Source organism: Pseudomonas sp. LAMO17WK12:I1, from assembly GCF_900177315.1.
Classification (GTDB): Bacteria; Pseudomonadota; Gammaproteobacteria; order Pseudomonadales; family Pseudomonadaceae; genus Aquipseudomonas; species Aquipseudomonas marginalis.
Genome location: NZ_FWZV01000006.1, coordinates 245,122 through 269,757 on the forward strand (window position 1 = coordinate 245,122; position 24,636 = coordinate 269,757).

Sequence of the window (24,636 nt, forward strand, 5' to 3'; positions counted from 1 at the left end):
CGGGATCTTATTAACCTTTCAGCTGAGCCAGGGCGCGGTAATCCGCTCCCAGCGTGGCCTGTAAAATCTCTTTCGGATAATCGTCGGTCACCACCGCTTCGCCCATATGGCGCAACAGCACCAGTCGCAGGCGACCGTCGATCACTTTCTTGTCTATTGCCATATGTTCGAGGAAGTCCGCCTCGGTCATCTCTTCCGGCGGGATAACCGGCAAACCGGCACGCTGGAACAGGCGAATACCGCGATCACGCTCCTGGGCGCTGATCCAGCCCAGACGTTGCGACATCTCCAATGCCATCACTGTGCCAGCCGCTACGGCCTCTCCATGCAACCACACACCATAGCCCATGTGGGTTTCGATCGCATGGCCGAAGGTGTGGCCCAGGTTCAAGGTGGCCCGTACACCGGACTCCCGTTCGTCGGCGTTCACCACCAACGCCTTGGCGGCGCAGGAGCGGGAAATCGCCTCGGTGAGCGCCACCTGGTCGAGTGCGCGCAGGGCGTCCACATGTTCTTCCAGCCAGGCCAGGAAGGGTTCGTCGCAGATCAACCCGTACTTGATGACTTCCGCCAGGCCCGCCGACAGTTCCCGCGGTGGCAAGGTGTTGAGGGTCGCGGTGTCGATCAGCACGGCCTGGGGCTGGTAGAACGCGCCGACCATGTTTTTGCCCAGGGGGTGATTGATGCCGGTCTTGCCGCCCACCGACGAATCGACCTGGGACAACAGGGTGGTCGGCACCTGGATAAAGTCCACGCCGCGCTGGTAGCAGGCCGCTGCAAAGCCGGCCATGTCGCCGATCACACCGCCGCCCAGGGCAATCACGGTGGTTCGGCGGTCATGGCGCGCGGTCAGCAGGCCGTCAAAGATCAGTTGCAGGGTTTCCCAGTTCTTGTGGGCTTCGCCATCGGGCAGAATCACGGAGATCACTGAGTACGCCGCCAGGCTGCGGCTCAGACGCTCAAGATACAGCGGCGCGACCGTCTCGTTGGAGATGATTGCCACTTGCCGCCCGGCAATGTGCGGGGCCAGCAATTCGGGCTGGTCCAGCAGACCTTCGCCAATATGGATCGGGTAGCTGCGCTCGCCTAGATCGACCTTAAGTGTCTGCATGTGTCCCCGCGTTGAAGATGTATTGACGACCGGTAACGTCGAGATCAGACGTTGCCTGATGGCTCTACGCCACACCCCGCAGGGTGATAGCGCGCCGCCGAGAATAGCGCATTTCGGGCCTGGCTTTAACGGGGTGGCAGCCGTTGCAGGCGCTCGAGAATGTCGAGAACCACCATCCGAGGCGGCCGCTCATCGGTTTCCACCACCAGATCGGCGATTTCCCGATACAGCGGATCGCGCAGCGCGAGCAGGTCGCGCAAGGTTTTTTCCGGGTTCGCCGTGCGCAGCAAAGGACGATTGCGATCACGAGCGGTACGCCCCACCTGCTGCTCGACCGACGCATGCAGATAGACCACCCGACCACCGGCATGCAGCGCCCGCCGATTTTCATCGCGCATCACCGCGCCGCCGCCGGTGGCCAATACCACGCCATCGCAGCCGCACAGCTCGGCAATCATCGCCTGCTCGCGGTCGCGAAAGCCCAGCTCGCCTTCCTTATCGAAGATCCATGGGATATTGGCACCCGTGCGCAATTCAATTTCCTTGTCGGAATCTTTGAATGGCAGGCGCAGCTCTTTGGCCAGCAATCGGCCGATGGTGCTTTTTCCAGCCCCCATCGGTCCTACAAGAATCAAATTTCGCACAGAATCAACGACTCACAGCAATCGCCTGGTTATTCATAATACGCGGAGTCAGGAATACCAGCAGCTCGGATTTTTTCTCCGCCAGCACATCGCGCCGGAAAAGGCGGCCAAGATACGGCACATCGCCCAAAAATGGCACTTTATCTACCACTTTGCTTTGGGTATTGGAGAAAACCCCGCCGATGACGATGGTCTCGCCATCCTTGACCAGCACCTTGGCATTCACCTCGTTTTTCTTGATCGGCGGTACGTCATTGAGTTTGTTGAGATAGTCGGGCTCGTCCTTGGTGACCTTGACCACCATGATCACATGGTCATCGGGGGTGATCTGCGGCGTGACCTCCAACGACAGGGACGCCTCCTTGAACGACACCGAGGTAGCACCCTGGGAGGTGGATTCCTGATAGGGAATTTCGGTGCCCTTCAGAATGCGCGCGGTTTCCTTGTCGGAAGTGACCACCTTGGGCTGCGAGACGATTTCGCCATTGCCGGTTTTCTCCATGGCGGTCAGTTCCAGGTCCAGCAGGAGGTTATCGGTGATAAAGGCGATGCCCAGTCCCGATGTACCCGTGAGTGAACCCAGGTCGACAAATGGCGAGCCGGGCACGTTTTCCGGCGCCTGGGCACCGTCCGGCAAAGGCTTCTGGATCCCCCCGGCAGCCCAATTCCCGCGAGTGAGCCGCCCACCCCAGCGCGCGCCCAGGCTTTTGTCGTAGTCGACATTGGCCTCGACAATCCGCGCTTCGATCATCACCTGGCGCACCGGCACATCCAGTTGCGCCACGATCCGCCGCAACTCTTCCAGGCGCTCGCCGGTCTGGAAGGCAATGATGTTATTGGTGCGGTCATCCACTGCGACTGAACCACGCTCATCGGTCGTGCCTTCAAAGCCGCTCACCGACTGAAACAGCTTGGCCAGGTCTGCCGCCTTGGCATGGTTGACTTGCAGTAGCTCACGGCGCAGCGGCGCCAGGTCGGCCATCTGCTTGCGCGACTCCAGCGCCAGCAGTTCCCGTGCAGCCAACTCCTCGGCCGGCGCCACCAGCAGGACACCAGCCTTTATCCGTTTATCCAAGCCTTTGGTTTGCAGCACCAGGTCCAGCGCCTGATCCCAGGGCACGCCTTTGAGCCGCAGGGTGATAGAGCCCTGTACGTCATCGCCGACCACCAGATTGAGGCCCGCCACGTCGGCAATTTGCTGCAAGGCAGCACGTAGTCCGATGTCCTGGAAGTTGAGGTTCAACTTTTCACCGCTATAGACGCCCGAATCCGCGCTGCCGGGAGGCGGTAGCTGGATCAGGTCCACACGATTGGGCACAGCAGCAGCCATCGGTGCCGTGAACGCTATCCATAGCGCCACACCGAAGGACGAGAAAGTCCTTTTCATTGTTTGATTCCGTTATGAGTTGACGTTTAGCACGAGGGTTCGCGGACGCTCCAGCCATCCCCCCTGTTCATCGGGAAACAACTCGACCAGTTCGATATGGCCGTCATGAATCGCTGTAACTCGACCATGGTCCGGCCCCAGATAGTCGCCGACTGCCAGGCGATGCACGGTCGAGGCCTGGCGCAGCAAGGCGAAGGTCTGCGCCCCACGGGACAACGTGCCGACCATCTCGAACTGATCCATTGGGTGGCCTTCCAAGGCTTCCCGCGGGCGAGCGAGGTCCGGCGCAGCGGCCGTCCGCCCTGGCGCGCGGTCGACTTGCAGGGCAATGGGCTGGAACGGATCGCGAATACCAGAAGCACCGTATACAAACGGTTGCCCTTGCATGACAGCCGCGTCCCGCTTGATGCCTCGTCGCTCATGCCAGTACGTCTTGGTCAGCAGATCAAGGCGCAGCAGCTTGCCATCCCGCCTTATGGCAATGTCGTGCGCCGTGGCGATTCGCGAAAGGCCGCCCAGGGCACTCACAAAGGTCGCCAGGTCGTGATAGGTACCGGTGACGCCGATGCGAACGGGCTGTTCGTGATAGAACGACCTAGACAGCTTATCCAGCGGAGTGACGCTCTCAATCACCAAACCGTTGGCCAGCGCCATCCTGGCGATGTCCTCAAGAAAGCCGGGCATTTCGGACTCTTCGGGCATTTGCTGCAAAAGCCCGCTGACCTTTTCCTGCATAAGCTGGACCTGGCGAGCCCGCTCTTCAAGGTCCGCAGCCAGGACGGCTTTTTCCGCAAGTTGCTGCTGCAAGCCCACTTCCTGCACCTCGACCTCGCGCAAGCGCTCCCGCGACGGGCTGAGGTACACAAGGTCGCCCACCAACAGCACCACGCCGGCCAGCGCACAGCCCAGCAAGATCCTGCCAGGTAAGGGCCATTTGGCAGCATTGTGAGTCAGCGCGGAAAATTCGAGCCAGGACCGGCTCATGGCTGGGCCTCGGAAGATTCTCCCTGGCGCACCATCAACTGGAATTCATTGTTGCCGCGAGCGCCTTCGGTTCGTACATGCTGCAGGCGAGTGGCGTGGGCGCCTTCGGATGCCTCCAGGCGACGCATCAGTTGGGCAATATCCTGGCTGGATTCAGCACTGCCGCTGATACTCACCGTATCGCCCTTCGCCACGACCTCATGCAAATGCACACCGTCGGGCACCGCACGGGCCAACTGATCCAGCAGCTGTGCACCGGCGGAGCGATTATCGTGCAGGTCCTGCACGACTTTCATGCGCTCCGCCAGTTGCTGGCTTTGCACCTGGAGGTCGTCAATGGTCTGGATACGCGAGTCCAGGACGCCGACGTCCTTGCGCACATGATCGTTTCGCGTCACCTGCCGGTCGATCGCCTGGTCGATCACCTGGTCCGCCAGCCACACCGTCGCGAGCGCGACACAGGCAAACGCCACCAGCAGTATCAGGAAATATTTACGCCTGCGCTCCGCCAGCGCCTGGCGCCAAGGCAAAAGATTGATTCGTGTCATCCAGCGAAACTCCTCAGGGCCAACCCGCAAGCGACTCCCATCCCAGGGGCATCCACGATCCACTGGGCACCATCGACTCGATGACCCGGCGTGAAGCTGGCGAAATCCTGACGGCAAGCGCGCGCCAATGCAAACCCTTCGACATCCACCACCCTGGGCACCAGCCCCGCCAGGGCCAACACGGCTTCACGGACCTCGACGTGCTCCTTCAGACACGCGGCCAGCAACACCTCGACCCGCGCGGGATCCTGCGTCGACGGCCCCTGGACCTGAAAGTCCAGCGCCACCTCGTCCAGCGGGTAGGGAATGTATTGCTCTGCCTCCACCTGGATCCTCCGGGCCATTTCGTCGTCGCCAAGCCCCGCCTGCATTTCAATGACCCGTGTAATGACCGAAGGACCGGAAACGGCGACCGCTGCCTGCCTGGCCGACGTGCGCAGCCGGGACAGCGCCGTGTACAGCGCATGGCCTATGCCTTCCAGGTCCAGCCAGACGCCGTCGACCACCGCCTGGGCCGGCAGCGCCTGTGTGGCGTAGCCCTGCACGGTGTAACGGTTGGCTGAACAGTTCAGCTCTACCAGCCTGATCCCTGCCTCATTGATGTCGACGCCAAGGACGGTGTCGACTTTGCGCCTGAAAAATCCCTTTCCCATAAAACTCCCCAAAGCTTTGCCTGTCTTAACGCCTGATTGCCGCCGGAAGCCCTGCATTCGGTCGACTTGTTGAGCCGGCGCGAATGACGCCCCAAGGCGAAAAATGCTTTAATGCCCAGCGTTTTTCCCCGCTTTTTATCTGCAGCTCGGGTCGATCCATCGTTTGCCATGCATGCCCCGACGCGTAACCCATTCTTTTCTCTGGAAATCCAAAAGCCTTGATCCGTCTGCTGAAGTTTTTCGGGTACTCCATTGTCGCGATCGTCTGCGGGCTGCTGCTCGTACTCAGCGGGGCCTACCTCTACCTTAGTCCGGGTTTACCCTCCGTAGAGGCCCTCAGAAGTATCCAGTTGCAGATTCCTTTGCGGGTCTACAGCAGCGATGAAAAGCTGATCGCGGAGTTCGGCGAAATGCGCCGCACACCGATCCGTTTTGCCGACATTCCACCTAATTTCATCAGCGCATTGCTATCGGCCGAAGACGATAATTTTGCCAACCACTATGGCGTCGACCCCAGCAGCCTGGTGCGTGCGGCCACACAACTGGTAAAAAGCGGACACATTCAATCCGGCGGCAGCACCATCACCATGCAGGTGGCGAAGAACTTCTTCCTCACCAGCGAGCGCAGTTTTTCGCGCAAAGCCACTGAAATCCTGCTGGCATTGCAGATCGAACGTCAGCTGACCAAGGACGAAATCCTCGAGCTGTACGTCAACAAGATCTACCTGGGCAACCGTGCCTACGGGATCGAGGCGGCCTCCCAGGTCTACTACGGCAAGTCTATTCGTGACGCCAGCCTGGCGCAGATGGCGATGATTGCCGGCCTGCCCAAGGCCCCTTCGCGCTTCAACCCCCTGGCCAACCCGGCGCGCAGCAAGGAGCGCCGCGACTGGATCCTGGGGCGCATGTACAAGCTGGGCAAGATCGACCAGGCCGCCTATGAGAGTGCGGTGGCCGAGCCATTGAACGCCAGCTACCACGTGCCGACGCCGGAAGTGAATGCCCCGTATATCGCTGAAATGGCGCGCGCCGAGATGGTCGGCCGTTACGGCAGCGAGGCCTACACCGAAGGCTTCCGCGTGACCACGACGGTTCCGAGCGATTTGCAGGAGATCGCCAATGACTCCGTGCATTCCGGCCTGATCACCTACGACCAGCGCCACGGCTACCGAGGCCCTGAGTCGCGCCTGCCAGGCAAGACCCTGAGCGCCTGGACGGCCGAGCTGGGCAAACAGCGTGCGATCAGCGGCCTGGAGCCGGCCATCGTCACCCAGGTGAAGAAAGATGGCGTGCAGGTACTGACCCGCACCGGCGAAGCCCACGTGGCCTGGGACAGCATGAAATGGGCGCGCCCGTTCCTGAACACCAACAGCATGGGCCCGATGCCGAAGCAACCGTCGGATGTCGCGCAAGTGGGCGACCTGATCCGCGTGCAACGCCAGAAGGACGACAGCCTGAAATTCAGCCAGGTGCCGCTGGCCCAGGGCGCCCTGGTATCGCTGGACCCGCAGAACGGTGCAATCCGCGCCCTGGTGGGTGGCTTCGCATTCGAGCAGAGCAACTACAACCGGGCCACCCAGGCCAAGCGCCAGCCGGGCTCGAGCTTCAAGCCTTTCATCTACAGCGCCGCCCTGGATAACGGCTATACCGCCGCCAGCCTGGTCAACGATGCACCCATCGTGTTCGTCGACGAGTACCTGGACAAAGTCTGGCGCCCGAAGAACGACACCAACACTTTCCTTGGCCCTATCCGTATCCGTGAGGCGCTGTACAAGTCACGCAACCTGGTGTCGATCCGCCTGCTGCAGGCGATGGGTGTCGGCAAGACCATCGACTACATCACGCGCTTTGGCTTCAACAAGTCGGACCTGCCGCCGAACCTGTCCCTGGCCTTGGGTACCGCGACCCTCACGCCGATGGAAATCGCCACCGGTTGGAGCACCTTTGCCAACGGCGGCTACAAGATCGCGCCGTACCTGATCGACAAGATCGAAAGCCGCAACGGCGACACCCTGTTCACCGCCAACCCGCCACGCGTGCCGGGTGATGTGGTCAACGGCATCGCTGCAACGGATGGCCTGGCGGCGCCAGGCAATGGCGGTATCACCATCGAGCCGACCCCAGGAACCGCGCCAGCCACCAACCCCGCTGCAACCGAACCGCAGGCACCCGCCGTGGCCGAGCGCATTGTGGATGGCCGTACCACCTATATCCTCAACAGCATCCTGGAAGACGTAATCAAGAAAGGCACCGGCCGTCGTGCCCTGGCCTTGGGGCGCGCGGACATCGCGGGCAAGACCGGTACCACCAACGAATCCAAGGATGCCTGGTTCTCCGGCTACAACGCCGACTACGTGACCACTGTGTGGACCGGCTATGACCAGCCGGAAAGCCTTGGCCGCCGCGAGTTCGGCGGTACCGTAGCGCTACCGATCTGGATGAGCTACATGGGCGCGGCCTTGAAGGATAAGCCGCTGCACACCCAACCGGAGCCGGAAGGCATCCTCAGCCTGCGGATCGACCCGGTCAGTGGCCGTGCGGCCTCCCCGAGCACGCCGAATGCGTACTTCGAACTGTTCAAGAGCGAAGATACGCCGCCGTCGGTCAATGAACTGGGCAACGGCGTCGTACCGGGCAGCCCGCTGCCGGCGGATGAAGCGGCGCCGATCGATCTGTTCTGACAGAGCCTGTGTTTAAACACAGATCCAATGTGGGAGGGGGCTTGCCCCCGATAGCGGTGGACCAGCCAGTTTATCTGTAGCTGACCCACTGCAATCGGGGGCAAGCCCCCTCCCACATTCGGTTCTCCGAGTTAATTACCACACAGCAAAAAGCCCCGACTCGCGAGAGCCGGGGCTTTTTGTTGGTGCGCTACAACGGCTTAGCCGTTGAACACATCATCCACGCTTTGCAGCGGGTAGTTTTTCGGATACGGCAGGGTGGCCACACCGGTCTCGATCGCGGCCTTGGCCACGGCATCGGAGATCAGGGTGATCAGGCGCTTATCCATTGGTTTCGGGATGATGTACTCACGACCGAATTCCAGCTTGGCGCCACCGTAGGCGTCGCACACGTCCTGAGGCACGGGCAGCTTGGCCAGTTCACGCAGGGCGTTGGCGGCAGCCACTTTCATCTCTTCGTTGATGCGCTTGGCGCGAACGTCCAGGGCACCACGGAAGATGAACGGGAAGCCCAAAACGTTGTTGACCTGGTTCGGGTAGTCCGAACGACCGGTGGCCATGATCACGTCGTCGCGGGTGGCGTGGGCCAGTTCCGGGGCGATTTCCGGATCAGGGTTGGAGCAGGCGAACACGATCGGGTTGGCCGCCATGGACTTCAGGCCTTCAGCGCTCAGCAGGTTCGGGCCGGACAGGCCGACGAACACGTCGGCACCGTTCAGGGCGTCAGCCAGGGTACGCTTGGAGGACGGGTGGGCAAACATCGCCTTGTACTGGTTCAGGTCGGTACGCTCGGACTGGATCACGCCCTTGCTGTCGACCATATAGATGTTTTCCAGCTTGGCGCCCATGCTGACGATCAGCTTCATGCAGGAGATGGCCGCAGCGCCGGCGCCCAGGCAGACGATCTTGGCGTCAGCCAGGGTCTTGCCGGCGATTTCCAGGGCGTTGATCATGCCGGCCGCGGTGACGATCGCGGTGCCGTGCTGGTCATCGTGGAATACCGGAATGTCGCACTGCTCGATCAGGGCCTTTTCGATCTCGAAGCACTCAGGTGCCTTGATGTCTTCCAGATTGATGCCACCGAAGGTGATGGAAATGCGCTTGACCGTGTCGATGAAAGCCTGCGGGCTCTCGGAGTCGACTTCGATATCGAAAACGTCGATGCCGGCGAAGCGCTTGAACAGCACGCCCTTACCTTCCATGACTGGCTTGGAGGCCAGTGGGCCGAGGTTACCCAGGCCGAGAATCGCTGTGCCATCGGAAATCACTGCAACCAGGTTGCCTTTGCCGGTGTACTTGTACGCCAGTTCGGGGTCGCGGGCGATTTCACGTACGGGCTCGGCCACGCCAGGGCTGTAGGCCAGCGACAGGTCGCGGGCGGTGGCGGTGGCTTTGGTGAGCTCTACACTCAGCTTTCCTGGACGAGGATGGGCATGATATTCGAGAGCGGCAGTTTTCAAATCAGACATATCGGCATTCCGCTTTTACTGTTGGTCGACGGACCGCCGAGGATACTCGTGTCGTAAAGTCCCTACAAGACTGGGCAGTCACAGGTGTCAAGGGCCCTGCACTAAGACTTTCGGCCAAGAGCCACGGGATACAAGGGCTCAACTGTTCACAATCGACTTAAAAAATGTCTACAATTTTTTCTCAAGGCGTCGATTTGAGCATGCCCGGATCGGTCAACGGCAGAAGCCAGCGCGCCTGACCTTTTTTCAGCCCGCCGCGTCGCGAGCGATCCTGTACCCAGCCCCGCGCCTCAACAGTGCGGCCTTGCAGACCATTGAGCGTGGCAGCATCGAATTGGCTGACCAGAACAGGGGCGATGCGTAATACCAGTGATCCCTGCATTTCAATCCAGATACCGCCACGATTGCGCTTTACCTGGCTGACCCGGCCACTGACCACGGCAAACCCGGAGCGTTTGAGCTGCGCCACAGACTGTACCGGCGATTGGCGCCACAGGCCCAGGCGCGCGTTACGGGCGCTGTTTTCAGCCGCCTGCTGACAGGTGACGAGATCGACATTCGGCGCCACGCCGACCTGGAACCCCAGGCCCTCGGCCAACAGCTGCGCCTCCAGGTTCTCGCCGTCGGCACCATAGAGGTGGGCCAGGGTGCGGCCATAATGATCCTTGCGATCACGCCCCGGCACCAGGCCGACACGACCACCGCTGGCATCCACCAACGCCTGCAGGCGCTGGCGCGCGGCAACCGCGAAAGGCTCGTCGGCGCGCCCCTTCTTGCCGGTTTCCGGGGCATTGATACCGATCATCCGCACACTGCGGCCATCCTTGAGGCGCACCGTATCGCCATCCACCACCCGCTGCACGTCCACGCGGGCCAGGGCTGCCGGCGCGGGGCAGAATACCTCGGCCTGCACGGCCGTCACCCAAATCGCAGGCACAAAAAAGGCGCCCGCAAGGGACGCCTTTTTCAACAGCTGGCAAAAGCCCATAAGGCTTTTGAGCCTTACTCTGCTGGAGTAGCAGCAGGCTTCTTGCCGAAAGCACCAAAGCGATCTGCGAAGCGCTGTACACGGCCGCCGGTGTCCAGAGTTTTCTGCTTACCGGTGTAGAACGGGTGGCACTCGTTGCATACGTCAGTACCCAGTGGCTTGCACAGGTTCGAGCGAGTTTCGAACTTGTTGCCGCAGCTGCAGGTTACTTCGATGGTTTCGTACGCTGGATGGATATCGGCTTTCATGGTGACTTCCTCGGGCTAGCGTGCCGCCACTCGACACTATTGTCGAATACCGCACGTAATTAGGCCGCGGATTCTACCAGACCTTTTTAAACGCGCAAGCGGCGACACCCATCGTGTGTCAACATAAAAGCACCTTTCATCAGAAAACTGGCGGCTACCCCAAGCCTCTCCCGGTCTGCTAGGCTCCCGCCCCTGCGCCACCGCCTGCCTTTATAGATGAGACCTCTCGCGTGCCCGACGCCATTTTGCGCCTAGCCCTGCCCTCGCCCCTGCGCCGCCTGTTCGACTACCGGGCCCCGGCCGGTGTGCTGCGTGCGCAGTTGCAGCCGGGCATGCGCGTGCGCGTGCCGTTTGGCCGTCGGGAGATGATCGGCATCCTGGTGGAAGTCGCCGACCACAGTGAAGTGCCGGCCGAGAAGCTCAAGCCGGCCATCGCCCTGCTCGATGCCACCCCGCCGTTGCCGCCCGCGCTGTTCAAGCTGTGCCTGTGGACCGCCCAGTATTACCAGCACAGCCTCGGTGACACGCTGAGCTGGGCACTGCCGGTGCTGTTGCGCCAGGGCGAACTGGCCGAAACGCGCCAGGAGCGCTTCTGGTCGACGGTGCCCGGCGCACGCCTCGACGACCCGCGCATCGCCCGCGCCCCGCGCCAGCGTGAAGCCCTGGCGACCCTGGCCCAGCATCCCCACGGCGTCGCCCATCAGCTATTGAGCAAGCTGATGCTGAGCAAGGACAGCCTCGACCTGTTGCTGGCCAAGGGCCTGGTACAGGTGGAAATCCGCAGGCACGCCCCCGACCCGCGCCACGAACACTGGCTGGCCCAGCCCGAACTGCCGCTGAACCCTGAACAACGCGCCGCCTATGAAGCGATTCGCGCAGGTTTCGACAGCTTCCATGCGTTCCTGCTGGCGGGCGTCACCGGCAGCGGCAAGACCGAAGTCTATTTGCAGCTGATCCGCGAAACCCTGCAGGCCGGCAAACAGGCACTGGTGCTGATCCCCGAGATCAACCTGGGCCCGCAGACCCTGGCGCGCTTCGAGCAGCGTTTCAATGCGCGCATCGCCCTGGTGCACTCGGCGGTCAATGACCGTGAACGCCTGGAGTCGTGGCTGGCGGCGCGGGATGGCGAAGCCGACATTATTATCGGCACCCGCTCGGCGCTGTTCACGCCGATGAAAAATCCCGGGCTGATCATCATCGACGAGGAGCACGACGGCTCCTATAAACAGCAGGAAGGCCTGCGCTACCACGCCCGCGACCTGGCGCTGGTGCGCGCGCGCCAGGAAGACATCCCGATTGTGCTGGGCTCGGCCACACCCTCCCTGGAAAGCCTGCACAACGCCTACACCGGTCGTTACGGGCTGCTGCGCCTGAACGAGCGCGCCGGCGGCGCCAAGCAACCACGCTTCCTGCGCCTGGACGTAAAAAGCCGGCCGCTGGACAGCGGCATTTCCGGGCCGATGCAACAAGCTATCGGCCAGACCCTGGCGGCCGGCCAGCAGGTCTTGGTGTTTCTCAACCGCCGGGGCTTTGCGCCGACGCTGCTGTGCCATGACTGCGGCTGGATGTCCGAGTGCGAGCGTTGCGATGCGCGCATGACCGTGCACCAGCGCCATGGCGAACTGCGTTGCCACCATTGCGGCCATGTGGAACGTGTACCGCGCCATTGCCCGCAGTGCGGCAAGGTCGACCTGCGTCCGGTGGGCGCAGGCACCGAGCGCGCCGAGGAGCGCCTGGGCATTCTGTTCCCGGACTACCCGGTTTTGCGGGTCGACCGCGACAGCACCTCGCGCAAGGACGCCATGAACCAGCTGTTCGCCACCATCCAGAAGGGCCAGCCGTGCATCCTCGTGGGCACACAGATGCTCGCCAAAGGGCACCACTTCCCCCGGGTGACCCTGGTGTCGATCCTAGATGCCGACGGCGGCCTGTTTTCCGGCGACTTTCGCGCCAGCGAGCGCATGGCGCAGCTGATCGTGCAGGTCGCCGGGCGTGCCGGGCGCGCCGAGGAGCCGGGCAAGGTGATTATCCAGACCCACCTGGCCGACCATCCGTTGCTGATTCAACTGACCGAACAAGGCTACTTTGCCTTCGCCGAACAGGCGCTGAGCGAACGCCGCTCCGCCGGCCTGCCGCCCTTTGCGCACCTCGCGCTGTTGCGCGCCGAAGCCCATAAACCGGGGCAGGCCGAGGGTTTTCTGGATGAAGCCTGCAGCGCCGCCGAACGCTTGCTCGGCGAGCTGGGGCTGAGCGGCATCGAATTGCTCGGCCCGGTACCCGCGCCCATGGAGCGTCGTGCCGGGCGTTATCGTGCCCAGCTACTCTTGCAGGCCACGTCCCGCGCACCGTTGCATCGCCTATTAAGTAGCTGGTTACTTGCGCTGGAGCAAATGCCCAGTGGCCGCCAGGTGCGATGGTCGTTGGATGTAGACCCGGTAGATTTGTATTAAGCCTGGCCATAGGTCCTGCGAAGGTTGGCAAGCCCGCCCTCGCCACGGATAATGCCCAGTTTTTCCACCTGCGCATCGCGCGCCGCCGCTTGCGGTCGAAAGAGAACACCATGAAAGACACCATTCGCCAGCTGATCCAACAAGCCCTCACCCAACTCGTCAACGAAGGTGTGTTGCCTGAAGGCCTGACGCCGGCGATCCAGGTGGAAAACACCCGCGACAAGACCCACGGCGACTTCGCCAGCAACATCGCGATGATGCTGTCCAAGCCGGCCGGCATGAAGCCGCGCGACCTGGCGGAAAAAATCATCGCCGCGCTGCCTGCCGACGAGAGCGTTACCAAGGCCGAAATCGCCGGCCCGGGCTTTATCAACTTCTTCCAGAACACCCAGGCCCTGGCTTCACGCCTGGATGCGGCCCTGGCCGACGCCAGGATCGGCGTACGCAAGGCCGGCCCGGCTCAGCGCGTGGCCATCGACCTGTCGGCGCCCAACCTGGCCAAGGAGATGCATGTCGGTCACCTGCGCTCGACCATCATCGGCGACGGCGTGGCCCGGGTCCTGGAGTTTCTCGGCGACACCGTGATCCGCCAGAACCACGTAGGCGACTGGGGCACCCAGTTCGGCATGCTGATGGCCTACCTGCAGGAAAACCCGATCACCAGCAACGAGCTGTCGGACCTGGAGAACTTCTACCGCGCCGCCAAGAAGCGTTTCGACGAATCCGAAGAGTTCGCCGATCGCGCCCGCGGCCTGGTGGTCAAGCTGCAAGCCGGCGACAAGGAATGCCTGGAACTGTGGGGCCGCTTCCGCGAGATCTCGCTGTCCCACTGCCAGGAAATCTACGAGTTGCTCAACGTCAAGCTGACCATGGCCGACGTGATGGGCGAAAGCGCCTACAACGACGACCTGATCAACGTGGTCAACGACCTCAAGGCCAAGGGCCTGCTGGTCGAGAGCAACGGCGCGCAGTGCGTGTTCCTCGAAGAATTCAAGACCGCCGACGGCGAGCCGCTGCCGGTGATCATCGTCAAGGCCGATGGCGGCTACCTCTACGCCACCACCGACCTCGCGGCCGTGCGCTACCGCAGCGGCGTGCTCAAGGCCGACCGTGCGCTGTATTTCGTCGACCAGCGCCAGGCCCTGCACTTCCAGCAGGTGTTCGAAGTGGCACGTCGCGCCGGTTTCGTCACCCATCCGATGCACATGGAGCACATGGGCTTCGGCACCATGAACGGCGCCGATGGCCGCCCGTTCAAGACCCGCGATGGCGGCACCGTCAAGCTGATCGACCTGCTCAACGAAGCCCAGGACCGCGCCTACAACCTGGTGAAGGAAAAGAACCCGGAGCTGGCCGAGGCCGACCTGCGCAATATTGCCCGCGTGGTGGGGATTGGCGCGGTGAAATACGCCGACCTGTCCAAGCACCGCACCAGCGACTACAGCTTCAACTTCGAACTGATGCTCAACTTCGAGGGCAACACCGCGCCGTACCTGCTGTACGCCTACACCCGCGTGGCCGGTGTGTTCCGCAAGCTGGGCAAGGACTTCAGCGAAGTCGAAGGCCGCATCGTGCTGGACGCGCCCCATGAACAGGAGCTGGCCGCCAAGCTGGCGCAATTCGGCGAAGTACTGAACAGCGTCGGCGAGAAAGGCACGCCGCATATCCTGTGCACCTACCTGTACGAAGTCGCCGGGTTGTTCTCCAGCTTCTACGAGAACTGCCCGATCCTCACCGCCGACGACGAAGCCCAGAAGCAAAGTCGCCTGCGCCTCGCCGCACTGGCTGGACGGACCCTCAAGCAAGGCCTGGAACTGTTGGGCCTGGAAACTCTGGAGCGTATGTAAGTTGGCTGCCAAGAAAAAACCTGCACCCAAGCGCGGCGCCAGCCGCTACCAGGCCCCGGCGAAGAAGCCGATCCCAGGCTGGTTGTGGATGGCCATCGGCCTCACGGTCGGCGCGTTTATCGTGTTCCTGATGAAGCTGGACCCAGGCCAGGGCGATGACGTCAAACGGGTCAAGCAGGAGCAGCAGAAGGCCACGAAAATGGCCGAAGCCAACAAGACTGCACCGAGCCCGACAGCACCGGTAAAGCCGAAGTACGACTTCTATACGCTGCTGCCGGAATCGGAAGTGATCGTGCCGCCTGACGCCGTGCCGGAGAAAACCCTGCCGACGCCGCAAGTGCCGACCACCCCGGTAACCCCGGCAGAAGCCGCGAAAATCGATACCGCCCGGGCCCAGGCGGCGTTGGCCGGGATTACTCCGCCACCAGCACCACCGGTTGCCGAAACCAAGGCCGCGCCGGTGACCAAGTTCTTCCTGCAGGCGGGCTCGTTCCCGAAGCAGGCCGATGCGGATCGCGTGCGTGCGCAGATCATTCTGTTGGGCCAGACGGTGACGGTGGAGTCCGGCACGGTGAAGGACGCGACTTGGTATCGCGTGCTGGTGGGGCCGTTCAGCAACCGCGAACAGCTCACCGTGGCGCAGAAGCAATTGGCCGGCGCCGGGTTTAGCAACCTGTTGTTACAACAGCGCCAGAGCCGCTGATTCGGGCTCAACTTCGATAAAAATGTGGGCGGGGGCTTGCCCCCGATAGCGGCAGTTCAGTCAATATTTTCGGCGACTGATACACCGCCATCGGGGGCAAGCCCCCTCACACAGTTGCTTTTGCAGCGCTCTGAAATGGGTGTCAGACCGATAAACACCACTCGTCCGCCATAAACCCCCATGGTTGAAATCCCCCCCGCCACCCCCATATGAGTTTCCATCAGGGCATTTTCGCCCCGCTGCGTGGAGACTCTCCCCTTGACCACCATCGTTTCAGTACGTCGCCACGGCAAAGTCGTCATGGGCGGCGACGGCCAGGTTTCCCTGGGCAATACCGTGATGAAAGGCAATGCGAAAAAAGTGCGTCGCCTGTATCACGGCCAGGTCCTCGCCGGTTTTGCCGGTGCAACCGCCGACGCCTTCACCCTCTTCGAGCGTTTCGAAGGCCAGCTGGAAAAACACCAGGGCCACCTCGTACGCGCCGCGGTCGAACTCGCCAAGGAATGGCGCACCGACCGCTCCCTCAGCCGCCTGGAAGCCATGCTGGCCGTCGCCAACAAAGATGCGTCCCTGATCATCACCGGTAACGGCGATGTGGTTGAACCTGAACATGGCCTGATCGCCATGGGCTCCGGCGGCGGGTATGCACAAGCCGCAGCCAGCGCACTGTTGAAGAAAACCGACCTGTCGGCCCGCGAAATCGTCGAGACCGCCCTGGGCATCGCCGGCGATATCTGCGTGTTCACCAACCACAACTTCACCATTGAGGAGCAGGACCTCGCCGAGTAAGCCACAGGCTTATTCCCGCTTGAGGCCGCCAAACACTATGTCCATGACTCCCCGCGAAATCGTCCATGAACTCAATCGCCATATCATCGGCCAGGACGATGCCAAGCGCGCCGTTGCCATCGCGCTGCGTAACCGCTGGCGCCGGATGCAACTGCCCGAAGAATTGCGCGTTGAAGTAACACCGAAGAACATCCTGATGATCGGCCCGACCGGCGTCGGTAAAACCGAGATCGCGCGACGCCTGGCCAAGCTGGCCAACGCGCCGTTCATCAAGGTCGAAGCGACCAAGTTCACCGAAGTCGGCTATGTGGGCCGCGATGTCGAGTCGATCATTCGTGATCTGGCCGACGCTGCCCTGAAGCTGCTGCGCGAGCAGGAAATGACCAAGGTCAGCCACCGCGCCGAAGACGCCGCCGAAGAACGCATCCTCGACGCCCTGCTGCCACCGGCGCGCATGGGCTTCAACGAAGATGCCGCACCGGCCTCGGATTCCAACACCCGCCAGCTGTTCCGCAAGCGCCTGCGTGAAGGCCAGTTGGACGACAAGGAAATCGAGATCGAAGTCGCTGAAGTCTCTGGCGTCGACATCTCCGCACCGCCTGGCATGGAAGAAATGACCAGCCAGTTGCAGAATCTGTTCGCCAACATGGGCAAGGGCAAGAAGAAAAGCCGCAAGCTCAAGGTCAAGGACGCGCTGAAGCTGGTACGCGATGAAGAAGCGGGACGCCTGGTCAACGACGAAGAGCTCAAGGCCAAGGCCCTGGAAGCCGTTGAGCAGCATGGCATCGTGTTTATCGACGAGATCGACAAGGTCGCCAAGCGCGGCAACTCCGGCGGCGTCGATGTATCCCGCGAAGGTGTGCAGCGCGACCTGCTGCCGCTGATCGAAGGCTGCACCGTCAATACCAAGCTGGGCATGGTCAAGACCGACCACATCCTGTTTATCGCTTCGGGTGCGTTCCACCTGAGCAAGCCAAGCGACCTGGTGCCCGAGCTGCAAGGCCGGCTGCCGATTCGCGTAGAGCTGAAGGCGCTGACCCCCGGCGACTTCGAGCGCATCCTCAGCGAACCCCATGCGTCGCTCACCGAGCAGTACCGTGAGCTGCTGAAAACCGAAGGGCTGGGCATCGAGTTCCTGCCGGACGGTATCAAGCGCCTGGCGGAGATTGCCTGGCAGGTCAACGAGAAGACCGAGAACATCGGTGCGCGCCGCCTGCACACCTTGCTTGAGCGCCTGCTTGAGGAAGTGTCCTTCAGCGCCGGCGACATGGCCGGGGCGCAGAATGGCGTAGCGATCAAGATCGACGCCGACTACGTCAACAGCCACCTGGGCGAATTGGCGCAGAACGAGGACTTGTCGCGGTATATTCTGTAAGCCTCACACAGAACTGCTTTGCTTCAAATGTGGGAGGGGGCTTGCCCCCGATAGCGGTGGATCAGTCAGCTTATCTATAGCTGACCCACTGCAATCGGGGGTAAGCCCCCTCCCACATTTTTAAGCCGGTTTATTCAAGAGCACCTCATATGGCCAAGTTTCCTACCGCTGTAAACCTGCACAAAACCTCCAACACCCTCGGCCTCACCTATGGGCCCGACGAGGTCTACCAGTTGCCCGCCGAACTGCTGCGGGTGCATTCGCCTTCCGCCGAGGTCCAGGGCCACGGCAAGCCCATCCTGCAATTCGGCAAGCTCAACGTGCGCCTGACCAAGATCGAACCAGCCGGCCAGTACGCACTGAAATTGACCTTCGACGACGGACATGACAGCGGACTGTTCACCTGGGACTACCTCTACCAATTGGCCGTGCGTCAGGACGCGTTGTGGGCCGATTATCTCGCCGAGCTCAAGGCAGCCGGCAAAACCCGTGATCCGAGCGAGTCGGTCGTGCGGCTGATGCTCTAGTCCAGGCTTCTTGCTCTTTAGAGGGCATTTTCTAATTTCATCTGCTTGAATGCCCTGTCGCGTGGCCAACGATTGGCCCGCTTGCGAAAAAAATTAAACTCGGGTAACCAATGGAACTGGCAAGTTCCCTGCATTTGACGATGCGGTATCAACGGTCACCCGAGTCGCAGTACCTGGCTTGTGTTGTGTATCGAAACCTGGTGCGCAGCGGTACCCGGTACTCGTCTTTCGGACAATGGAGCGTCGTAGATGAGTAACAAGAACAACGATGACTTGAAACGCCAGGCCTCGGAAAACACCCTGGGGCTCAACCCGATCATCGCGTTACGTAAAAAGGATTTACTGGCCTCGGCCAAGATGGTGCTGACCCAAGCCATCAAGCAACCGTTGCACAGCGTCAAGCACGTCGCCCATTTTGGCGTTGAATTGAAGAACGTGATGTTCGGCAAATCGCAGCTGCAGCCCGAAAGCGATGACCGTCGCTTCCACGACCCAGCCTGGAGCCAGAACCCGCTCTACAAACGCTACCTGCAAACCTACCTGGCGTGGCGCAAGGAACTGCACGACTGGATCGGCGACAGTAACCTGTCGGAACAGGACATCAGCCGCGGCCACTTCGTGATCAACCTGATGACCGAAGCCATGGCCCCTACCAACAGCGCGGCCAACCCGGCGGCGGTCAAACGCTTCTTTGAAACCGGCGGCAAGAGCCTGCTCGACGGCCTGTCACACCTGGCCAAGGACATGGTGCACAACGGCGGCATGCCGAGCCAGGTCAACATGGGCGCGTTTGAAGTGGGCAAGACCCTGGGCATCACCGAAGGGGCGGTGGTATTTCGCAACGACGTGCTGGAGTTGATCCAGTACAAGCCGATCACCGAACAGGTGCACGAACGCCCGTTGCTGGTGGTACCGCCGCAGATCAACAAATTCTATGTATTCGACCTGAGCCCGGAAAAGAGCCTGGCGCGCTTCTGCCTGCGCAATGGGCAGCAGACCTTTATCGTCAGTTGGCGCAACCCGACCAAGGCCCAGCGCGAATGGGGCCTGTCGACCTATATCGAGGCGCTCAAGGAAGCGGTCGACGTGGTCACCGCGATCACCGGCAGCAAAGACGTGAATATGCTCGGCGCCTGCTCCGGCGGCATCACCTGCACCGCCCTGCTGGGCCACTACGCGGCGCTGGGGGAGAAGAAGGTCAACGCCCTGACCCTGCTGGTGAGCGTGCTGGACACCACCCTGGACACCCAGGTAGCGCTGTTCGTAGATGAGCAGACCCTGGAAGCGGCCAAGCGCCACTCCTACCAGGCCGGTGTACTGGAAGGCCGCGACATGGCCAAGGTGTTCGCCTGGATGCGCCCCAACGACCTGATCTGGAACTACTGGGTCAACAACTACCTGCTGGGCAATGAGCCGCCGGTGTTCGACATCCTGTTCTGGAACAACGACACCACGCGCTTGCCGGCTGCCTTCCACGGCGACCTGATCGAACTGTTCAAAAACAACCCACTCGTGCGCGCCAATGCCCTGGAAGTGTGCGGCACGCCCATCGACCTCAAGCAGGTCACGGCCGATATCTATTCACTGGCCGGCACCAACGACCACATCACGCCCTGGCAGTCGTGCTACAAGTCGGCCCAGCTGTTTGGCGGCAAGGTGGAATTCGTACTCTCCAGCAGCGGGCATATCCAGAGCATCCTCAACCCGCCCGGCAACCCCAAGGCGCGCTACCAGACCAGCGACAGCCTGGCGGGCAAGCCACTGGAGTGGCAGGAGAATGCGACCAAGCATACTGACTCGTGGTGGCTGCATTGGCAGGCGTGGCAAGCGGAACGGGCGGGCAAGCTGAAGAAGGCACCGACGACTTTGGGTAACAAGACCTATGCCGCAGCGGAAGCAGCCCCCGGGACTTACGTACACGAACGCTGAATTGAAATGCGTTCAAATGTGGGAGGGGGCTTGCTCCCGATGGCCGTGTGTCAGCCATCTGATCAATTGCAATCGGGGGCAAGCCCCCTCCCACCGTTGGCCTGCATTCCAACCGTCACATCTCACAGGGCTTGAGCATGCCGCAACCGTTCATCTTTCGTACCATCGACCTGGATGGCCAGACCATCCGCACGGCGGTACGCCCGGGCAAGCCCCACTTGACGCCACTGCTGATCTTCAACGGCATCGGCGCCAACCTTGAGCTGGTGTTTCCGTTCGTCCAGGCCCTGGACCCGGACCTGGAAGTGATCGCCTTCGATGTGCCGGGCGTGGGTGGCTCCTCGACGCCCAACCGGCCTTATCGTTTTCCCGGCCTGGCCAAGCTCACTGCACGCATGCTGGATTACCTGGACTATGGCCAGGTGAATGCGGTAGGCGTGTCCTGGGGTGGCGCCTTGGCACAGCAGTTTGCCTACGACTACCCGGAGCGCTGCAAGAAGCTGATCCTGGCGGCGACCGCGGCCGGTGCCTTTATGGTGCCAGGCAAGCCGAAGGTGCTGTGGCTGATGGCCAGCCCCCGGCGCTACATCCAACCGTCCCACGTGGTGCGCATCGCACCGATGATCTATGGCGGTTCGTTCCGCCGCGATTCGAAACTGGCGGCCGAGCACGCGAGCAAAGTGCGCTCGGCCGGCAAGCTGGGCTACTACTGGCAACTCTTCGCGGGGTTGGGCTGGACCAGCATCCACTGGCTGCACAAGATCCGCCAGCCGACCCTGGTGCTGGCCGGGGACGACGACCCGCTGATCCCGCTGGTCAACATGCGCATGCTGGCCTGGCGCATTCCCAACGCACAGTTGCACATCATCGATGACGGCCACCTGTTCCTGATCACCCGGGCTGAAGCCGTGGCGCCGATCATCATGAAGTTTCTCGAGGAGGAGCGCATGCGGGCCGTGATTCACCCGCGACCTGCGGTGTAAGGACCACACCGCCGCGCAACTTGCCGAGAACCGACTATGGTTCTGAATTGGCGTGCCTGTTGATGGCTTGACGAAGGAGTGTTGGCTCATGCGAGAAAGACCCGTGACGAACCCGGCGCCCACCCCTGCCGCGTTCATCAACGCACAAAACGCGATCACCGGCCTGCGCGGTCGGGATTTGCTGTCGACCTTACGCAGCGTTGCCGCCCACGGCTGGCGCAACCCGGTGCATACCGCCCGTCACGCCCTGGCCCTGGGCGGTCAACTGGGTCGTGTGCTGCTGGGTGAGACCGTGCACGAGCCCAACCCACGGGACAGCCGCTTCAGCGACCCGACCTGGACGCTCAACCCGTTCTACCGACGCAGCCTGCAAGCCTATTTGAGCTGGCAGAAGCAGACCCGCCAGTGGATCGATGACAGCTCACTGAGTGACGACGACCGCGCCCGCGCGCACTTTGCCTTCGCCTTGATCAACGACGCCGTGTCGCCCTCCAACACCCTGCTCAACCCGCTGGCCGTCAAGGAGCTGCTCAACTCCGGCGGCAACAGTGTGGTGCGCGGCGTGAGCAACCTGTTCGACGACCTGCTGCACAACAACGGCCTGCCGCGCCAAGTGAGCAAACAGGCCTTTGAAGTCGGCAAGACCGTGGCCACCACCCCAGGCTCGGTGGTATTTCGCAATGAGCTGCTTGAGTTGATCCAATACAAGCCCATGAGCGAAAAACAGTACGCCAGGCCGCTGCTGATCGTGCCGCCGCAAATCAACAAGTACTACATCTTCGACTTGAGCCCGGCCAACAGCTTCGTGCAGTACGCCCTCAAGAACGGCCTGCAGACCTTCATGGTCAGTTGGCGCAACCCGGACGTGCGCCACCGCGAATGGGGCCTGTCCACCTATGTGGCGGCGCTGGAGGAAGCACTCAACGTCTGCCGGGCCATCACCGGTGCCCGCGAGGTCAACCTGATGGGCGCCTGCGCCGGTGGCCTGACCATCGCCGCCCTGCAAGGCCACTTGCAAGCCAAGCGCCAGCTGCGCCGCATCTCCAGCGCCAGCTACCTGGTGAGCCTGCTGGACAGCCAGATCGACAGCCCCGCCATGCTGTTCGCCGATGAGCAAACCCTGGAAGCCGCCAAGCGTCGTTCCTACCAGCAAGGCGTGCTGGACGGCCGCGACATGGCCAAGGTGTTCGCCTGGATGCGTCCCAACGACCTGATCTGGAACTACTGGATCAACAATTACCTGCTGGGCAAGGAACCGCCGGCCTTCGACATTTTGTACTGGAACAACGACAACACGCGCCTGCCCGCCGCACTGCATGGCGACCTGCTCGATTTCTTCAAGCACAACCCGCTGAGCCATCCCGGCGGCCTGGAAGTGTGCGGCACGCCCATCGACCTGCAGAAGGTCACGGTGGACAGCTTCAGCGTGGCCGGGATCAACGACCACATCACGCCGTGGGACGCGGTGTATCGCTCCACGCAATTGCTCGGTGGCGAGCGGCGCTTCGTGCTGTCCAACAGCGGGCATATCCAGAGCATCCTCAACCCGCCGGGCAACCCCAAGGCCAACTACGTCGAAAATCCCAAGCTGAGCAGCGACCCGCGTGCCTGGTACTACGACGCCAACCACGTCGAGGGCAGTTGGTGGCCGCAGTGGCTGGCGTGGATCCAGCAGCGCTCGGGCGTACAGCGCGAAACCCTCACCGCCCTGGGCAACCAGAATTACCCACCCATGGAAGCGGCGCCCGGCACCTATGTGCGAGTGCGCTGAGCTCAACGATCAGATTAAGAAGACTGGATGAAGACCCGCGACCGTATCCTTGAATGTGCCTTGCAGTTGTTCAACCAGAAGGGCGAGCCGAACGTGTCGACCATGGAGGTGGCCAATGAAATGGGGATCAGCCCCGGCAACCTCTACTACCACTTCCATGGCAAGGAACCGCTGGTGCTGGGGTTGTTCGAGCGCTTCCAGGGCGAATTGGCGCCGCTGCTCGACCCACCGGCGGACGCGCAACTGCAGGCCCAGGATTACTGGCTGTTCCTGCACCTGATCATCGAACGCATGGCCCAATACCGGTTTTTGTTCCAGGACCTGTCGAACCTGGCGGGGCGCCTGCCGAAACTGGCCAAGGGCATTCGCAACCTGCTGACCGCACTCAAGCGCACCCTCGCGTCCTTGCTGGCGCGCCTGAAGGCGGACGGGCAACTGGTCAGTGACACCCAGGCGCTGGGCCAGTTGGTGGAGCAGATCACCATGACCCTGCTGTTCTCCCTGGACTACCAACGCATTCTCGACCGTGAGGGCGAGGTGCGGGTGGTGGTGTATCAGGTCATGATGCTGGTGGCGCCGCATCTGCTACCTGCGGCGCGGCAGGCCACGGAGCGATTGGCGCTGCGCTATCTGGACGATCATGTTTAAGCATTATCCGGAAATCTGCGGCTGACAGTTGAGCCGAATCATTCAAACTCCCCGAATTGCTGGGTAAACTTGAATAACTCACTGTCATTCTTGATTCCCAATTTTCTATAAGCCGATTGTTTCTGCGTACTGATCGTACTCGCACTGCGTGAAAACTTTGCGGCAATCGAATTCACCGACATTCCATCCAGAAAACATCGCAGCACCTCCTGTTCTTTAGGCGTAAGACAGGCGTTCAAGCGCAACGGCGTTGCATAGTCCATTTTCGACTTCATACTCACGACTTCCAGCATTGATTGCATGCCCTGCAAAGCAGGCACCATGCAAGGCTGCAGATAAATTCGACCTTGGGCGACGGTTCGAATAGCCGTGATCAACTCCGTCAGGTTCTGGGTTTTACCCAGGATTCCCCAACAGCCAGCCTTCAGCGACAGTGATACGGTAGCGGGCGTGTAATGCGAACAGACAATCAACGGCCGGCACTGGCTGAAGCGCCGGTTCAGCGCTTGTATAAGACTCAGGCCATCGTTGTCCGAAGGGGCCAGGATGAAGTCCATTACCACCACATCCGCCGGGCGCCGCGCAAGGGCTTCCAGTAATTCCTTGGCCGTCCCGAAAGAGCCGACCACATGGAGGTCGGCCTCGTTGCTCAACCCCAACTCGATCCCCTGCCGAAGCATCGCATGGTCATCTAGCAGCATGACGGTATACGTAGTGGATATTGAAGTAGGCATAAATAAACCCGCATAAGTAAATACAACACCGCAACATTATTCGCTGCTGCGAGCACGGTATACCCTGCCCCATCAAGGGATCAACATAGCGGGGCAATAAGCGTTACCCCTTCAGCAACATCCTACAGATAATTCCCAGTACTACAGACAATTCCTAAGTTAACCCG

At 61.6% G+C, this 24,636-nt stretch carries 20 protein-coding genes and 1 pseudogene; 11 read left to right on the forward strand and 10 right to left on the reverse strand.

Annotation, left to right across the window (positions count from 1 at the left end; genetic code table 11):
- Positions 1–10 precede the first annotated feature (10 nt).
- From aroB to pilM, 6 genes and pseudogenes are all read right to left on the reverse strand, one after another.
- Entirely contained in the window at positions 11–1,111 is a 1,101-nt protein-coding gene (aroB, locus tag B9N88_RS13475) for a 3-dehydroquinate synthase (protein ID WP_027605004.1), read from the reverse strand.
- A 125-nt stretch (positions 1,112–1,236) separates the two neighbouring features.
- Positions 1,237–1,755, reverse strand: a complete 519-nt coding sequence (aroK, locus tag B9N88_RS13480) for a shikimate kinase AroK (protein WP_003171222.1) — start codon at positions 1,753–1,755, stop codon at positions 1,237–1,239.
- Positions 1,756–1,759: 4 nt separating this feature from the next.
- Positions 1,760–3,025: pseudogene (locus B9N88_RS13485) on the reverse strand (type IV pilus secretin PilQ); the annotation flags it as partial.
- Between the two features lie 129 nt (positions 3,026–3,154).
- On the reverse strand, positions 3,155–4,126 hold the full coding sequence (locus B9N88_RS13490) for a pilus assembly protein PilP (protein ID WP_027605006.1): 972 nt from the start codon (positions 4,124–4,126) through the stop codon (positions 3,155–3,157).
- Positions 4,123–4,674: a PilN domain-containing protein gene (locus B9N88_RS13495; protein ID WP_027605007.1), complete on the reverse strand. Its 552-nt coding sequence runs from the start codon at positions 4,672–4,674 to the stop codon at positions 4,123–4,125. The genes B9N88_RS13490 and B9N88_RS13495 overlap by 4 nt, the downstream gene beginning before the upstream one ends.
- Positions 4,671–5,327 carry a type IV pilus biogenesis protein PilM gene (pilM, locus tag B9N88_RS13500; RefSeq protein WP_027605008.1) on the reverse strand — a complete coding sequence of 219 codons (657 nt, stop codon included), beginning with the start codon at positions 5,325–5,327 and terminating at the stop codon, positions 4,671–4,673. The genes B9N88_RS13495 and pilM overlap by 4 nt, the downstream gene beginning before the upstream one ends.
- Positions 5,328–5,548: 221 nt before the next feature.
- Here pilM and B9N88_RS13505 point away from each other — a divergent pair, with 221 nt between their 5' ends.
- The gene (locus B9N88_RS13505) at positions 5,549–8,008 is read left to right on the forward strand and encodes a penicillin-binding protein 1A (RefSeq protein WP_371263358.1); all 2,460 of its coding nucleotides are present in this window, start codon (positions 5,549–5,551) and stop codon (positions 8,006–8,008) included.
- Between the two features lie 200 nt (positions 8,009–8,208).
- On the opposite strand, the gene B9N88_RS13510 is transcribed toward B9N88_RS13505, so the two are convergent.
- From B9N88_RS13510 to rpmE, 3 genes are all read right to left on the reverse strand, one after another.
- Positions 8,209–9,477 (reverse strand): malic enzyme-like NAD(P)-binding protein, encoded by a 1,269-nt coding sequence (locus tag B9N88_RS13510; protein ID WP_027605010.1) that lies wholly within the window; start codon positions 9,475–9,477, stop codon positions 8,209–8,211.
- A gap of 181 nt (positions 9,478–9,658) precedes the next feature.
- A complete protein-coding gene (locus B9N88_RS13515; RefSeq protein WP_027605011.1) occupies positions 9,659–10,465 on the reverse strand; it encodes a thermonuclease family protein in 807 nt (268 codons plus the stop codon).
- 14 nt (positions 10,466–10,479) lie between these two features.
- A complete protein-coding gene (gene rpmE, locus B9N88_RS13520; RefSeq protein ID WP_005784030.1) occupies positions 10,480–10,713 on the reverse strand; it encodes a 50S ribosomal protein L31 in 234 nt (77 codons plus the stop codon).
- A gap of 230 nt (positions 10,714–10,943) precedes the next feature.
- On the opposite strand from rpmE, the gene B9N88_RS13525 reads away from it, so the two are divergent.
- The 10 genes from B9N88_RS13525 (at position 10,944) to B9N88_RS13570 (ending at position 23,735) form a co-directional block, all read left to right on the forward strand.
- Positions 10,944–13,163 (forward strand): primosomal protein N', encoded by a 2,220-nt coding sequence (locus tag B9N88_RS13525; RefSeq protein WP_027605012.1) that lies wholly within the window; start codon positions 10,944–10,946, stop codon positions 13,161–13,163.
- Positions 13,164–13,273: 110 nt separating this feature from the next.
- Positions 13,274–15,010: an arginine--tRNA ligase gene (gene argS, locus B9N88_RS13530; protein WP_027605013.1), complete on the forward strand. Its 1,737-nt coding sequence runs from the start codon at positions 13,274–13,276 to the stop codon at positions 15,008–15,010.
- 1 nt (position 15,011) lies between these two features.
- Entirely contained in the window at positions 15,012–15,713 is a 702-nt protein-coding gene (locus tag B9N88_RS13535) for an SPOR domain-containing protein (protein WP_027605014.1), read from the forward strand.
- 258 nt (positions 15,714–15,971) lie between these two features.
- Positions 15,972–16,502 (forward strand): ATP-dependent protease subunit HslV, encoded by a 531-nt coding sequence (hslV, locus tag B9N88_RS13540; RefSeq protein WP_010563201.1) that lies wholly within the window; start codon positions 15,972–15,974, stop codon positions 16,500–16,502.
- A 37-nt stretch (positions 16,503–16,539) separates the two neighbouring features.
- Positions 16,540–17,877 (forward strand): ATP-dependent protease ATPase subunit HslU, encoded by a 1,338-nt coding sequence (gene hslU, locus B9N88_RS13545; RefSeq protein ID WP_027605015.1) that lies wholly within the window; start codon positions 16,540–16,542, stop codon positions 17,875–17,877.
- A 149-nt stretch (positions 17,878–18,026) separates the two neighbouring features.
- Positions 18,027–18,404: a gamma-butyrobetaine hydroxylase family protein gene (locus tag B9N88_RS13550; RefSeq protein WP_027605016.1), complete on the forward strand. Its 378-nt coding sequence runs from the start codon at positions 18,027–18,029 to the stop codon at positions 18,402–18,404.
- Positions 18,405–18,653: 249 nt separating this feature from the next.
- Positions 18,654–20,333, forward strand: a complete 1,680-nt coding sequence (gene phaC, locus B9N88_RS13555; RefSeq protein WP_027605017.1) for a class II poly(R)-hydroxyalkanoic acid synthase — start codon at positions 18,654–18,656, stop codon at positions 20,331–20,333.
- A gap of 137 nt (positions 20,334–20,470) precedes the next feature.
- Positions 20,471–21,316, forward strand: coding sequence for a poly(3-hydroxyalkanoate) depolymerase (gene phaZ / locus B9N88_RS13560; protein ID WP_027605018.1), 846 nt, complete (start codon positions 20,471–20,473; stop codon positions 21,314–21,316).
- 88 nt (positions 21,317–21,404) lie between these two features.
- A complete protein-coding gene (gene phaC, locus B9N88_RS13565; RefSeq protein WP_027605019.1) occupies positions 21,405–23,087 on the forward strand; it encodes a class II poly(R)-hydroxyalkanoic acid synthase in 1,683 nt (560 codons plus the stop codon).
- 27 nt (positions 23,088–23,114) lie between these two features.
- On the forward strand, positions 23,115–23,735 hold the full coding sequence (locus B9N88_RS13570; RefSeq protein WP_027605020.1) for a TetR/AcrR family transcriptional regulator: 621 nt from the start codon (positions 23,115–23,117) through the stop codon (positions 23,733–23,735).
- 38 nt (positions 23,736–23,773) lie between these two features.
- Here the strand turns inward: B9N88_RS13570 and B9N88_RS13575 are convergent, their stop codons facing one another.
- On the reverse strand, positions 23,774–24,436 hold the full coding sequence (locus tag B9N88_RS13575; protein ID WP_043293466.1) for a response regulator transcription factor: 663 nt from the start codon (positions 24,434–24,436) through the stop codon (positions 23,774–23,776).
- Positions 24,437–24,636 lie beyond the last annotated feature (200 nt).

Bases quoted from the DNA above. Each gene is read 5' to 3' on its own strand.
- aroB (WP_027605004.1), bottom strand. From the start codon at position 1,111: ATGCAGACACTTAAGGTCGATCTAGGCGAGCGCAGCTACCCGATCCAT.
- B9N88_RS13490 (WP_027605006.1), bottom strand. From the start codon at position 4,126: ATGAGCCGGTCCTGGCTCGAATTTTCCGCGCTGACTCACAATGCTGCC.
- B9N88_RS13495 (WP_027605007.1), bottom strand. From the start codon at position 4,674: ATGACACGAATCAATCTTTTGCCTTGGCGCCAGGCGCTGGCGGAGCGC.
- pilM (WP_027605008.1), bottom strand. From the start codon at position 5,327: ATGGGAAAGGGATTTTTCAGGCGCAAAGTCGACACCGTCCTTGGCGTC.
- B9N88_RS13510 (WP_027605010.1), bottom strand. From the start codon at position 9,477: ATGTCTGATTTGAAAACTGCCGCTCTCGAATATCATGCCCATCCTCGT.
- B9N88_RS13515 (WP_027605011.1), bottom strand. From the start codon at position 10,465: ATGGGCTTTTGCCAGCTGTTGAAAAAGGCGTCCCTTGCGGGCGCCTTT.
- rpmE (WP_005784030.1), bottom strand. From the start codon at position 10,713: ATGAAAGCCGATATCCATCCAGCGTACGAAACCATCGAAGTAACCTGC.
- argS (WP_027605013.1), top strand. From the start codon at position 13,274: ATGAAAGACACCATTCGCCAGCTGATCCAACAAGCCCTCACCCAACTC.
- hslU (WP_027605015.1), top strand. From the start codon at position 16,540: ATGTCCATGACTCCCCGCGAAATCGTCCATGAACTCAATCGCCATATC.
- B9N88_RS13550 (WP_027605016.1), top strand. From the start codon at position 18,027: ATGGCCAAGTTTCCTACCGCTGTAAACCTGCACAAAACCTCCAACACC.
- phaC (WP_027605017.1), top strand. From the start codon at position 18,654: ATGAGTAACAAGAACAACGATGACTTGAAACGCCAGGCCTCGGAAAAC.
- phaZ (WP_027605018.1), top strand. From the start codon at position 20,471: ATGCCGCAACCGTTCATCTTTCGTACCATCGACCTGGATGGCCAGACC.
- phaC (WP_027605019.1), top strand. From the start codon at position 21,405: ATGCGAGAAAGACCCGTGACGAACCCGGCGCCCACCCCTGCCGCGTTC.
- B9N88_RS13570 (WP_027605020.1), top strand. From the start codon at position 23,115: ATGAAGACCCGCGACCGTATCCTTGAATGTGCCTTGCAGTTGTTCAAC.
- B9N88_RS13575 (WP_043293466.1), bottom strand. From the start codon at position 24,436: ATGCTGCTAGATGACCATGCGATGCTTCGGCAGGGGATCGAGTTGGGG.